Origin of the sequence: Immundisolibacter sp., assembly GCF_028696615.1 — a bacterium.
In the GTDB taxonomy this organism is placed as follows: Bacteria; Pseudomonadota; Gammaproteobacteria; order Immundisolibacterales; family Immundisolibacteraceae; genus Immundisolibacter.
The window spans coordinates 1-12,697 of record NZ_JAQVGQ010000058.1 but is presented as its reverse complement, the minus strand read 5'-3'; the positions used below and the strand labels follow the sequence as shown (position 1 = coordinate 12,697).

The window sequence follows — 12,697 nt, the reverse complement described above, 5'->3', positions numbered from 1 at the left end:
GTGCAGGCCATCCCGGTCATCGCCCGCGAGGCGGCGCATCTGTCGGTGTTCCAGCGCACGCCGCAGTACGCCATCCCGGCTCGCAACCGGCCACTCGACGAGGAGTTCAAGCGCCGGACCCGCGCGCAGTGGCCGCAGCTGCGCGCCGTGATGCTGGAAACACTCGCCGGCACGCCGTTTCCGTCGCCCACGCGCTCGGCGCTCGACGATACGCCCGAGCAGCGCACTGCCGCCTACGAGCAACACTGGCAGCGCGGCGGGCTCAGCATCGCGTTCGGCACCTACGGCGACCTGATGACCAACGCCGCGGCCAACGAGACGCTGTGCGAGTTCGTGCGGGACAAGATTCGGCAGACCGTGCGCGACCCGGCCATCGCCCGCCGCCTGCTGCCGAGCTACCCCATCGGCACCAAGCGCCTGATCCTGGACGAGGGCTACTTCGAGACCTACAACCGCGACAACGTCACGCTGATCGACCTGCGCGAGGACCCGATCGTCGAGATCACCCCGCAAGGCGTGCGCACCGAACGCGGCGAGCACCCGCTCGACATGCTGGTGCTGGCGACCGGCTTCGACGCCATCACCGGCGCGCTGCTGCGCCTGAATCCGCGCGGCCGCGGCGGCCGGTCGCTCGCCGACACCTGGGCCGGGCGTTTCAGCACCTATCTGGGCCTTGCCGTGCGCGGCTTTCCGAACCTGTTCATGATCCACGGCCCGGAATCGCCGTCGGTGCTCTACAACATGCCGCTCGGCGCCGAGCGGCAGGCCGAGTGGATACGCGACTGCATCGCAGATCTTCGCCGCGCCGGCATGGGCGCCATCGAGCCCGCACCCGGCGTCGAGGCCGACTGGGGCCGCACGGTGGCCGCGATCGCCGACCAGACGCTGTTTCCGCGCACCGAGTCCTGGTACACCGGCGCCAACATCCCGGGCAAGCACCGCCAGTTCCCGGTGCACCTGGACGCGCCGGGCTATTTCCGGCGGTTGCACGAGGTGGCGGCGGCCGGTTATGCCGGCTTCGAACTCGAACCCACGGCCGGCCGGTAAACCGAGGTCAGAAAAACCGGTTCTTCGGCCGCGGCAGGCCCATGTGCTCGCGCAGCGTGGTGCCTTCGTAGTCGCGCCGGAACAGGCCGCGCCGCTGCAGCTCCGGCACCACCTGGTCGACGAACTCGTCGAGCCCGCCCGGCACGTAGGGGAACATCACGTTGAAGCCGTCGCAGGCGCGTGCCTCCAGCCATTCCTGCATCTGGTCGGCAATCATGGCCGGCGTGCCGATCATCTCCAGCGTGCCGAAGGCGCCGCCCACGTACTGGGCGAGCTGGCGCACGGTCAGCTTGTCGCGCCGTGCCATGTCGATCAGCTTCTGGCGCGAGGTGTGGCTGGCGTTGCTGGGCGGCAGCTCGTCCGGCAGCGGGCCGTCGAGGTCCAGCTTCGACACGTCGAAACCGAGCTGCACCGACAGCGTGCCGATGCCGCTGGCCGGATGCACCAGGCTGTCGAGTTTGGCCTTTTTGGCGCGCGCCTCGGCGGCGCTGTCGCCCACCACCACGAACGCGCCCGGCATGATGACCAGGTGCTCCGGGTTGCGCCCGGCAGCCTTGGCGCGGCCCTTGATGTCCGCGTACACGCGCTGCGCCTGGGGCAATTCGCTCACGCCCGAGAACACCATCTCGGCGGTCTCGGCGGCCAGCTGCCGGCCGGCCTCGGACTGGCCGGCCTGCACGATCACCGGCCAGCCCTGCACCGGCCGGGCCACGTTGAGCGGCCCGCGGCAGTCGAAGAACTCGCCGTGGAAGTCCAGCACGTGCATTTTTTCGGGATCGAAGTAAATGCCGCTGTCCACGTCGCGGATGAAGGCATCGTCCGCCCAGCTGTCCCAAAGGCCCGTCACCACCTCGTAGAACTCGCGCGCGCGCCGGTAGCGCAGGTCGTGCTCGAGCTCCGGCACGCCGAAGTTGGCCGCCTCGTTGGGGTTGGTGGAGGTGACGATGTTCCAGGCCGCCCGCCCGCCGCTGAGGTGATCCAGCGACGCGAACAGCCGCGCCACGTGGTAGGGCGCGTTGTAGGTGGTGGACATGGTGGCGATGAGGCCAATGCGCTCGGTCACGGCGGCCAGCGCCGGCAGCAGCGTCATCGGCGCAAAGGACGTGACCGTGGCGCTGCGCTTGAGCGCCTCCATCGGCATGTTCGGCACGGCCAGATGATCGGCCATGAAAAAGGCGTCGAACTTGCCGTGTTCGAGCTTCTGCGTGAGGCGCTTGATGAGCGGCCAGTTGAAGTTGCCGTCCGGCGTGCCGCCGGGATAGCGCCAGGCGGCGGTGTGGATGCTGATCGGGCGCATGAAGGCGCCCAGGTGCAGCTGACGCGGTTCGCTCATGATCGTGCTCCGTCAGGGTGAAGGCGCCACCGGCACGCCGGCGGCGAGCTGCGCCAGCGCGGCCAGATAAATGCTCATGCCGCGGCGCAGGTCGTCGACGCGCAGGTGTTCGTTTTCGGCGTGCGCCAGCATTGGCCCGCCGGGAAAGCCCATGCCGAAAGCGACGAAGTTTGGAAACGCCTTGGCGTAGGTGGTGCCGCCAATGGCGAGCGGTTCGGCCTGGTCACCGGTGAACTGCCGGTAGATGCCGAGCAGCGTGCGCACCAGCGGACTGTCGGGATCGACCCACAGCGCCTCTTTGCCTTCCACCACCGCGAGGCGGCCCTGGTAGGGCAGCAGCGCCTCGGTCAGCCGCGCCTGCTGGGCGGCCAGATCGAGCCCCGGCGGCACGCGCACGTTGAGCTGGGCGCGCAGGCCGCTGCCCACCGGCACCAGCAACCCGAGATTCACCGTGGAGGGCTCGAACCCCGGGGCGGTGTGGCGCAGGCCGAGCGTCGCGCCGTCGGTTTCGATCCCCAGGCGCTCGGCGATGAAGGCGACGGTGCGCCCCGGCGCCGAGGCGGCATCGATGCCGAGCGCGGTGCGCGCGCCGTACAGCAGACGCGCCAGGTGCGTCACCGCATTGATGCCGGCCTGCGGCCGGGCGCCGTGGGCGGCTTTGCCGCGGGCGGTGATAGCCACCCCGCCGGGGTTGCGGGTGACGGTGAACGTCGCCGGCTGCGGGCCGCCGTCGTAGGCGGCAATCGCCGCCTGCAGCGCAGCACCCAACGCCTTGGGATCGCCGGCCAACGAGGCGGCGGCAGACTCCGGCACGGCGTTGACAGCGGTGCCGCCCGTGAAGGCGCGCAGCGCCGGATCGGCCGGCCCGTCGAACAGCAGCGCGACGTCGAGGTAGCTCTTTTCGGCGTAAATGACCGGAAACGCCGCATCCGCCGTCCAGCCTTCGGCCGGCACCAGACCCGCCTGCCGCACGGCGTCGAGATCGCGCCAGTCCATGTTCTCTTCGCTGCTGCCGACGATCAGACGCACCGGCCGCGTCAGCGGCAGGCCGGCATCGTTCAGCGCCGCCATGGCGTACAGACTGGCCACCAGCGGGCCCTTGTCGTCCTGGCTGCCACGCCCCCACACGGCGCCGTCGGCGAGCTCGCCGCCGAACGGCGCATGCGTCCAGCGCGCGGCATCGCCGGCCGGCACCACGTCGGCGTGCACCAGGATGCCGAGCGCGTGACCGCCGCGGCCGAGCTCCACCACCGCCACCTGTTCGCCCGGCAGCAGGCGCGCCGGCAGGCCGAGCGCCTTGGCACGCGCCACGACAGCCCGCAGCAGCGCCGTCTTGTCGGCGCGGTGCGGATCGCCTTCGGCGGTGATGGAGGGGATACGCACCCAGGCTCGCAGATCGGCCACCGCGTCCGCCAGACGCGCCGCCACGGCGGCGTCGATGGCGGCCCGGTCGAGTGCCCAGGCCGGCGCCGCCGCGAGCAGCAGCAGCGCGGCGGCCAGTGCCGACTTACACCACGATTTGCAGCTCATCGCGGGCCGTCGCCGCACGCGCCTGCTTGGCGCCGTCGCTGCGCGCCTGGCCGATGTGTTCCAGATACGGCGCGTCCACGTCGCCGGTCACGTACAGCCCATCGAAACAGGACGCATCGAAGTCGCGGATGGCCGGGTTGCCCTCGCGCGCGGCGTCCTTCAGGTCGTCGAGGTCCTGGTAGATCAGCCAGTCGGCGCCGATCAGCTCGCACACCTCCTGCTCGCTGCGGCCGTGCGCGATCAGCTCCTGCGGGTTCGGGATGTCGATGCCGTAGACGTTGGGGTAGCGCACCGGCGGCGCCGCCGAGGCGAAATACACCTTGCGCGCGCCGGCCTCGCGCGCCAGCTGCACGATCTGCTGCGAGGTGGTGCCGCGCACGATCGAATCGTCCACCAGCAGCACGTTCTTGCCGGCGAACTCGAGCTCGATCGGGTTCAGCTTCTGGCGCACCGAACGCTTGCGCTCGCCCTGGCCGGGCATGATGAAGGTGCGCGGGATGTAGCGGTTCTTGATGAAGCCTTCGCGGTACTTGACGCCGAGCTCGGCGGCCATCTGCATGGCGGCGGTGCGACTGGTGTCGGGAATCGGGATCACCACGTCGATGTCGTGATCCGGCCACACCCGCTGCAGCTTGTGCGCCAGCTTCTCGCCCATGCGCATGCGGCACTTGTGCACCGAGATGCCGTCCAGGATGGAATCCGGCCGCGCGAAGTAGACCAGCTCGAACAGGCACGGCGTCAGCTGCGGCGCGTCGGCGCACTGGCGAGCGTGCAGCACGCCGGCGCGATCGATGATCACCGCCTCGCCGGGCGCCACGTCGCGCAGCACGCGAAAGCCGAGACTCGCCACCGCCACGCTCTCGGAAGCCAGGATGTACTCGTTGCCGAGCAGGTTCTCGCGCACGCCGATCACCAGCGGGCGGATGCCGTACGGATCGCGGAACCCGACCACGCCGTAGTCGGTGATCATCGCCACCACCGCGTAGGCGCCGCGGCAGCGCCGGTGCACCGCGCGCACGGCGGCGAACACGTCCTCGTGCGTCACCCGGACGCGGCCGATGCGCTGCAGCTCGCCGGCGAACACGTTCAACAGCACCTCGGAGTCGGAATCGGTGTTCAGGTGCCGCAGCTCGTCCTCGGTCAGCGCCTGGCGCAGCGCCTCGGTGTTGGTGAGGTTGCCGTTGTGGGCCAGCGTGATGCCGTAGGGGGAATTGACGTAGAACGGCTGCGCCTCGGCCGAGGCCGAACTGCCGGCGGTCGGGTAGCGCACGTGGCCGATGCCCATGTTGCCGCGCAGGCGCTCCATGTGCTGCTGGCCGAACACGTCGCGCACCATGCCGTTGTCCTTGCGCATGAAAAGGCGGCCGTTGTCGGCGGTGACCATGCCGGCGGCATCCTGCCCACGGTGCTGCAGCACGGTCAGACCGTCGTATATCGCCTGATTGACCGGCGCCTGCGCCACGATGCCAATGATTCCGCACATGTGCCTTACCTCGCTAACCCGCCTGCGGCGCCCCAACCTGCTCCAAACCCCAGTCGATCGCGGTGCGCAGCCACTGGGCCGACACCCGCGCCTGCGGCACCAGGGTGGAGCCCTGCCACCAAAGCGATTTTTGCAGCGGCGTGGCCTCCACCAACAACACCGTGGCGGCGACCAGCACCAGCCCGCGCAGCACCCCGAACAGGCCGCCGAGCACGCGGTCGGTGCCGCGCAGTGGGCTGCTGTTGAGCAGCCCCACCAGCAAATGCGACAACAGCGCCAACGCCACCACCGCGCCGATGAACATCAACAGCACCGCCGCCGCCTGGCGCGCCCCGGCGCTCGCGATGACGCCCGCGAGCGGCCCCATCAGCACCGGATGGAATCGCCACGCGAGATAGGCGGCGGCCAGCCAGGACAGCAGCGACAGCAACTCGCGCAGCAACCCGCGCCAGATGCCCACCAGCAGCGACACCGCCACCACCAGCACGAACACCACGTCGACCAGGTTCACGACAACGGCCTTGGCTTAGGGATAGCTCATGACCATGCCTTGGTGGCCGGTCTCCCGCTGCAGGCGGGCAAGCAGCGCCTGCGCCGCGGCACGGTCGAGCTCCGGCCCCACCCGCACGCGCAGCGCCTTGCCCTGTGGCGTGCTCACCTCCTCGGTGAAGGCGCTATAGCCGGCCCGGCGCAACTGCTCGCGCAGGTCGATGGCGGTCTTGAGGTTGCCGTACACACCAAGCTGCACCACCCAGGCTTGCTGCACCGGCGTCGGCGCCGCGGCGGACGACGGCTTGGCGGTCGCCGACGCACTGGCCGCAGCGGTCACCACCGGCTTGGCCGGCGCGGGCTTGACGGGCTCGGCCTTGGCCGCCGGAGCGGTGACGGTCGCCGGCTTGGGCGTCGCCGTGGCAGCCGGGGCGGTTACTGCCGGCTTGGTTGGCGCGGATTTCACGGGCTCGGCCTTGGCCGCCGAGGCGGTGACGGCCGCCGGCTTGACAGCCGGCGGCGCCTTGGCGACTGGCTTGGTCGGTTCGGGCGTGGCTACCGGCGCCGCTGCGAGGGGCGCGGCAGGCGTGGCGGCGGATGCGACCGGCTCGTCGATAGCTGAGGCGGACTGAGCGTCTTCGGCGGCTTGCGGCGGCGGCAGGGGTTCGGGGACGTCCTGCGGCGCCTGCTGCTCGGCCGTCAGCCGGGCGGCCATGCCGTCGGCCGGCTCGTGTGGGATGTCGATGGCCTGCGGCCCCTGCGGCAGCGGCTTGCGCACGTCGTTGAGCACCGGCACCAGGATGGCCGCCAATGCCAGCAGCACGACACCACCCACGATCCGGTATTTCAGCCTGGCCTGTTCCATCGACGCTCCGGAAAAGTCGGCAGCAACGGTGGATTATAGCGTTGCGCCGTCACCGACCGCCGGCAGCACGCCGCTGCACAGCGCCTGCTCGACGGTATGGAAGGAGCCGAACACCAGCACCCGCCCGACGTCGGCGGCATCGGCCGCCTGCCGCGCCGCCCGACAGGCGGCGGCGACATCCGCATGCACGCGCACCGCCGCCACGCCGACGGCGGCGAGTTGCCCGGCCAGCTGCTGCGCGTCGGCTCCGCGCGGGCCGTCCAGACCAGCCACGTGCCAGGCGTCGATCAGGTCGGCGAGCGGGGCGATCACGCCTGCCACGTCCTTGTCGGCCAGCATGCCGAGCACGGCCAGCGTGCGCCCCGGCAGCGGCTGCGCGCGCAGATTGGCGGCGAGATTGCGCGCCGCCTCGGGGTTGTGGGCGACGTCGAGCAGCCACTCGGGATGGCGGCCGCGGCGCTCGAAGCGCGCGGGAATGTGTGCCTGCCGCACGCCCTGCGCCAGCGCGGCGTCGGCCACCGGCAGGCGCGCGCGCAGCAATCGCGCTGCCAGCACGGCGCTGGCGGCGTTGCGCAGCTGCGCGGCGCCGGCCAATTCGGGCCGCGGCAGTCGCAGGCGATCGTCGGCGCAGGTCCACAGCCAGGTGTCGGCCTCGGCCGCCGCGGCGGCGTAGTCGATGCCATACCGCCACAGCGGCGCGCCGATGCGCTCGGCGTGGCCCGGCACGCTCGCCGGCGGCACGGGATCGGTGACGATCAGCGGCCGGCCGGGCCGCGCGATGGCGGCCTTCTCGGCGCCGATGGCCTCGCGCGTGTCGCCCAGAAAATGCTGATGGTCGAGATCGACCGACGTGATGACCGCCACGTCGGCATCCACCGCGTTGACGGCATCGAGTCGCCCGCCGAGGCCGACTTCCAGGATCAGCACCTCACAGCCGGCGGCGGCGAACAGGTCCAGCGCCGCCAGCGTGCCCCATTCGAAATAGGTGAGCGACACCTCGCCGCGGGCGGCATCGATGCGCTCGAAGGCGCCGCACAGCGCGTCATCGCCGGCGTCCTGCCCGGCGACGCGCACGCGCTCGTTGTAGCGCAGCAAATGCGGCGAGGTGTACACGCCGGTGCGGTAGCCGGCGGCGCGGTAGATGGCGTCCAGGAACGCCACCGTCGAGCCCTTGCCATTGGTGCCGGCCACGGTGATGACCGGCACGCCGGCCAGCGGCGCCGCGAGCGCCGCGAGCACGTGGCGCACCCGCCCCAGGCTGAGATCGATCTTGACCGGGTGCGCCGTTTCCTGCCAGGCGAGCCAGTCGGCGAGGCGGTCGAAGCGGGCGCTCACGCGGCGGCGGTGCGCCCTTGCAGCAGGCCCAGCAGGCGCGCGACGTGCTCGCGCATCTGCCGACGGTCGACGATCTGGTCGACGGCGCCGTGGCTGAGCAAGAACTCGCTGCGCTGGAAGCCCGGCGGCAGCACCTCGCGCACGGTCTGCTCGATCACCCGCGGCCCGGCGAAGCCGATCAGCGCGTTCGGCTCGGCGACGATGACGTCGCCCAGCATGGCAAGACTCGCCGACACGCCGCCGGTGGTGGGGTCGGTCAGCACCGAGATGTACGGCAGGCCGGCCTCGCCCAGCAGCGCCAGCATGGCGGAGGTCTTGGCCATCTGCAGCAGCGAGAACAGGCCCTCCTGCATGCGCGCGCCGCCGGAGGACGAAAAACACACCAGCGGCAGGTGGTGGTCGAGGCAGGCCTGCACGCCGCGCGTGAAGCGCTCGCCCACCACCGAGCCCATGGAGCCGCCCATGAAGCGGAACTCGAACGCCGCCGCCACCACGCCGTGGCCCATCAGCGCGCCTTCGATGACCACCAGCGCGTCGCGCTCGCCGGTTTCCTTCTGCGCGGCCGCCAGACGGTCGCGGTAGCGCTTGGTGTCCTTGAACTTGTGCACGTCGACCGCTTCGAGCTCGGCGCCGATTTCGGTGCGCGGCTCGGGGTCGAGAAAGGCGTTCAGCCGCGCCCGCGCGCCGATGCGCAGGTGATGGCCGCAGCGCGGACAGACCTCGAGGTTGTGTTCGAGCTCGGTGCGGTACAGCACCGCCTTGCACTCCGGGCACTTGGCCCACAGACCCTCGGGCACCTTCTTGGACGCGGTGCCGGTGCGCGTGCGGATGCGCTGCGGCACCAGCCGGGTCAGCCAATTCATCGTGTCGTCCCTCCCGCCGCCTCGATGCCGGCGCGCAGGGCACGCACCGTCTGCACCGCGCCGCGCCACGCCTCGGGGCCCTGAATGCCGGCGGCGGTGGCGGCCTCGATTTGTTCGATCACCGCGCTGCCCACCACCACGGCATCGGCAAAACCGGCGATCTGCGCCGCCGCCTGCGGCGTGCGCACGCCAAAGCCGACGCCGACCGGCAGCGCGGTGTGTTTTTTGAGCGCCCGCACCTGCGCCTCGACATCGGCGAGATCCACCTTGCCGGCGCCGGTCACGCCACGCACCGACACGTAATACAGAAACCCACTGGCCTGCGCGGCGACGGCGCGCGCGCGCTCGGTGCCGCTGGTCGGCGCCAGCAGGAAAATGCTGTCGAGCCCGGCGGACTTGAGCGCCGCCGCGTGCTCGGGCTCCTCGTCGAACGGCAGATCGACGGTCAGCACGCCATCCACGCCGGCCGCCGCGGCAGCCGCCGCGAAGCGCTCGACGCCCATCTGCTCGATGGGGTTCAGGTACCCCATCAGCACCAGCGGCGTGGTGGTGTCGGTCTGCCGAAACGCGCGCACCTGCTCCAGCACGCGGCGCAGGTCCATGCCCTGCGCCAGCGCGCGCTCGGAGGCGCGCTGGATCACCGGGCCGTCGGCCATCGGGTCCGAGAACGGCACGCCGAGCTCCAGCACGTCGGCGCCGGCCGCGACCAGCGCGTGCATGAGGTCGACGGTCTGGTCGGGGTGTGGGTCGCCGGCCGTGACGAAGATCACCAGGCCCGCCCGCCGCGCCGCGCGCAGCTCGGCGAATCGCGTCGAGAGGCGGCTCATACGCGCAGGCCCTCGATGGTCGCCACGGTGTGGATGTCCTTGTCGCCGCGCCCGGACAGGCACACCACGATGCTCTGCTCGGGCCGCATGCTGGCGGCCAGCCGGCCGGCGTAGGCCAGCGCGTGCGAGGACTCGAGCGCCGGGATGATGCCCTCGGTGCGCGTCAGGTGATGGAAGGCCGCCAGCGCCTCGTCGTCGCTGACGGTCACGTAGCGCGCGCGGCCGGTGTCGTGCAGCCAGGCGTGCTCGGGGCCGACGCCGGGGTAATCGAGCCCGGCCGAGATGGAATGCGTGCTGCCGATCTGGCCGTCCTCGTCCTGGATGAGATACGTGCGGTTGCCGTGCAGCACGCCGGGTTTGCCGGCGCTGATGGAGGCCGCGTGGCGGCCAGTGGCAAGCCCGTAACCGGCCGCCTCGACGCCATACAGCGCCACCTCGGCATCGCCGATGAACGGGTAGAACATGCCGATTGCATTCGAGCCGCCGCCGACGCAGGCCACCAGCGCATCCGGCAGCCGGCCCGTGCGCGCCAGCATCTGCGCGCGCGTCTCGCGGCCGATGACGGCCTGGAAGTCACGCACCATCTGCGGGTACGGATGCGGCCCGGCCACGGTGCCGATGATGTAGAAGGTGTTGTCGACGTTGGCCACCCAGTCGCGCAGAGCTTCGTTGAGCGCGTCCTTCAGCGTGCGCGAACCGCTTTCCACCGCCCGCACCTCGGCGCCCAAAAGGCGCATGCGGTACACGTTGGCGGTCTGGCGCTGGATGTCCTCGGCGCCCATGTACACGACGCACTCCACGCCCAGGCGCGCCGCCACCGTGGCGGTGGCCACGCCGTGCTGGCCGGCGCCGGTCTCGGCGATGACGCGCGTCTTGCCCATGCGCCGCGCCAGCAAAATCTGCCCCACGGTGTTGTTGATCTTGTGCGCGCCGGTGTGGTTGAGATCCTCGCGCTTCAAGTAAATCCGTGCGCCGCCCGCCTCGCGCGTCCAGCGCTCGGCCAGGTACAGCGCCGACGGCCGGCCGACGTAGTCGCGCAGGTCCTGGTCCAGCTCGGCCTGGAAAGCCGGGTCGGTCTGCGCCTGCCGGTAGGCGGCCTCGAGCTCCTGCAGCGGCTTCATCAGCGTTTCGGCCACGAAACGCCCGCCGTAGCGGCCGAAATAGCCGTGCGCGTCCGGCAACGCCTGGTCGGCGTCGATCTCAGCCCTGCTCATCATCCACCTGTCGCACCGCCTGCATGAAAGCTCCCATACGCGCCGCATCCTTGATGCCGGGCGCCGACTCGACCCCGCTGCTCACATCCACCGCCCACGGCCGCACGCGGCGGATCGCCTGCGCCACGTTGCCGGCGTCGAGCCCGCCCGCCAGCAGCAGCGGCCGCGGCAGGCCGGCCGGCACGGCGGCCCAGTCGAAGCTGCGCCCGCTGCCGCCCGGCACGCCGGGCACGAAGGCATCCAGCAGCAAGCCCGCCGCGTCACCATACTCGGCCGCCTGCGCCAGCAGGTCCACACCATCGCGCACGTGCAGCGCCTTCAGATACCGGCGGCCGTAACGACGGCAGTCGGCGGCGGGCTCGGCGCCGTGGAACTGGATCAAGTCCAGCGGCACCTGCGCCAGCACCTCGGCGATCCGCTCCTGTGCGGCATCCACGAACAGTCCGACCACGCTCACCAGCGGCGGCAGCGCGGCCACGATGGCCTGCGCCTGGGTCACGCCGACGCAGCGGGGGCTTTGCGGGTGGAACACGAGACCGATGGCGTGGGCGCCGGCGCGGGCCGCGGCCAGACCATCCTCGGGGCGGGTGATGCCGCAGATTTTAACGCGCGTGGGCATGCCTTCAGATCGGCAACAGCGGCGGCGGCGGCGCAAGGCCGTACTGGGGCGGGTAATGTACCGCCGCAAGGTAAAGCCCCGCCGCCGGCGCGGTGCGCCCGGCCTGGGTGCGATCGCGCCCGGCCAGCACCTCGGCCGCCCAGCCGACCGGCCGCTCGCCGCTGCCGATGGCCAGCAGCGTGCCGACCAGGTTGCGCACCATGTGGTGCAGGAAGGCGTTGGCGCGGGCGTCGATCACCAGCCACGGTCCGTGCCGGCGCACGTCGAGGCGCATCAGGTTGCGCCACGGCGAGCGCGACTGGCAGCCGGCGGCGCGAAAAGCGCTGAAATCGCGCTCGCCCAGCAGGCTTTGCGCAGCCGCGTGCATGGCATCGGCATCGAGCGGCCGCGGCTCCCAGGCGACCCGCCCGTGGCCGACCGCCGGCGCCTGCGGGCGGTTCAGGATCAGATAACGGTACTCACGCGACAGGGCGCTGAAACGGGCGTGGAAATCGGCCGCCACCGGTTGCGCGCCGACGATGCGCACGTCGGCCGGCAACAGCGTGTTGGCGCCGCGCAACCAGGCGCGCAGCGGGCGGTCCGCCCTGGTATCGAAATGCACCACCTGCCCCAGCGCGTGCACGCCGGCGTCGGTGCGCCCGGCGGCGCTGACGCGGACAGGTTCGGCGGCGATACCGGACAGCGCCCGCTCCAGCACCGCCTGCACCGACCGGCCGTGCGCCTGCAGCTGCCAGCCGCAGTACGCGCTGCCGTCGTATTCGACGCTCAACGCAATCCGCAAAACCGCGTGCGCTCCTCAGGGTTTGTGAAGAAATGCGCGTCCTGCGCATTTCTTGTGTCGCCCGTCCGGTACACGCCCGGACGGGCTCCCGCGAATCGCGGCAGCGCAGCGTGCTGCGGCATCGCCTCAGGCATCCAGGCGCGCCAGCACGGCAGCCGCCTGGGCCACCTGCTCCGGCGTGCCGGTGCGCTGAATCTCGGCGAACACCTGCCGCGCCGAGGCGCCATCGGCCATGCCGACGTAAGCGGTGAGCAGGTCGATCTGGGTGTCCACCGGATCACCGAAGCCGTCGTCGGCCGGCGGCTGACTGG

General features: G+C 71.4%; 12 protein-coding genes and 1 pseudogene. 1 reads left to right on the top strand and 12 read right to left on the bottom strand.

Translation table 11 applies throughout. The features are described from left to right. Positions 1 to 1,047: pseudogene (locus tag PHC73_RS05755) on the top strand (cyclohexanone monooxygenase); the annotation flags it as partial. Positions 1,048 to 1,054: 7 nt separating this feature from the next. Here PHC73_RS05755 and PHC73_RS05750 read toward each other — a convergent pair. From PHC73_RS05750 to PHC73_RS05695, 12 genes are all read right to left on the bottom strand, one after another. Continuing rightward, positions 1,055 to 2,380, bottom strand: coding sequence for an LLM class flavin-dependent oxidoreductase (locus tag PHC73_RS05750; RefSeq protein ID WP_300125557.1), 1,326 nt, complete (start codon positions 2,378 to 2,380; stop codon positions 1,055 to 1,057). Between the two features lie 12 nt (positions 2,381 to 2,392). Continuing rightward, on the bottom strand, positions 2,393 to 3,910 hold the full coding sequence (locus PHC73_RS05745; RefSeq protein ID WP_300125554.1) for a Sapep family Mn(2+)-dependent dipeptidase: 1,518 nt from the start codon (positions 3,908 to 3,910) through the stop codon (positions 2,393 to 2,395). Further along, entirely contained in the window at positions 3,888 to 5,393 is a 1,506-nt protein-coding gene (purF, locus tag PHC73_RS05740) for an amidophosphoribosyltransferase (RefSeq protein ID WP_300125552.1), read from the bottom strand. Before purF ends, PHC73_RS05745 begins: the two co-directional genes overlap by 23 nt. Positions 5,394 to 5,406: 13 nt before the next feature. Further along, on the bottom strand, positions 5,407 to 5,904 hold the full coding sequence (locus PHC73_RS05735; RefSeq protein ID WP_300125549.1) for a CvpA family protein: 498 nt from the start codon (positions 5,902 to 5,904) through the stop codon (positions 5,407 to 5,409). Positions 5,905 to 5,919: 15 nt separating this feature from the next. After that, on the bottom strand, positions 5,920 to 6,747 hold the full coding sequence (locus PHC73_RS05730; protein ID WP_300125546.1) for an SPOR domain-containing protein: 828 nt from the start codon (positions 6,745 to 6,747) through the stop codon (positions 5,920 to 5,922). 33 nt (positions 6,748 to 6,780) lie between these two features. Next, the gene (gene folC, locus PHC73_RS05725; RefSeq protein WP_300125544.1) at positions 6,781 to 8,082 is read right to left on the bottom strand and encodes a bifunctional tetrahydrofolate synthase/dihydrofolate synthase; all 1,302 of its coding nucleotides are present in this window, start codon (positions 8,080 to 8,082) and stop codon (positions 6,781 to 6,783) included. After that, entirely contained in the window at positions 8,079 to 8,945 is an 867-nt protein-coding gene (gene accD, locus PHC73_RS05720; protein WP_300125542.1) for an acetyl-CoA carboxylase, carboxyltransferase subunit beta, read from the bottom strand. The genes folC and accD overlap by 4 nt, the downstream gene beginning before the upstream one ends. Continuing rightward, positions 8,942 to 9,772 carry a tryptophan synthase subunit alpha gene (trpA, locus tag PHC73_RS05715; protein ID WP_300125535.1) on the bottom strand — a complete coding sequence of 277 codons (831 nt, stop codon included), beginning with the start codon at positions 9,770 to 9,772 and terminating at the stop codon, positions 8,942 to 8,944. Before trpA ends, accD begins: the two co-directional genes overlap by 4 nt. Beyond that, positions 9,769 to 10,986: a tryptophan synthase subunit beta gene (gene trpB, locus PHC73_RS05710; protein ID WP_300125532.1), complete on the bottom strand. Its 1,218-nt coding sequence runs from the start codon at positions 10,984 to 10,986 to the stop codon at positions 9,769 to 9,771. The genes trpA and trpB overlap by 4 nt, the downstream gene beginning before the upstream one ends. Continuing rightward, entirely contained in the window at positions 10,973 to 11,605 is a 633-nt protein-coding gene (locus tag PHC73_RS05705; RefSeq protein WP_300125529.1) for a phosphoribosylanthranilate isomerase, read from the bottom strand. Before PHC73_RS05705 ends, trpB begins: the two co-directional genes overlap by 14 nt. Positions 11,606 to 11,609: 4 nt before the next feature. Beyond that, positions 11,610 to 12,380 carry a tRNA pseudouridine(38-40) synthase TruA gene (gene truA / locus PHC73_RS05700; protein WP_366949811.1) on the bottom strand — a complete coding sequence of 257 codons (771 nt, stop codon included), beginning with the start codon at positions 12,378 to 12,380 and terminating at the stop codon, positions 11,610 to 11,612. Positions 12,381 to 12,512: 132 nt separating this feature from the next. Next, on the bottom strand, positions 12,513 to 12,697 hold a 185-nt coding region (locus PHC73_RS05695; protein WP_300125524.1), incomplete at its 5' end, for a FimV/HubP family polar landmark protein.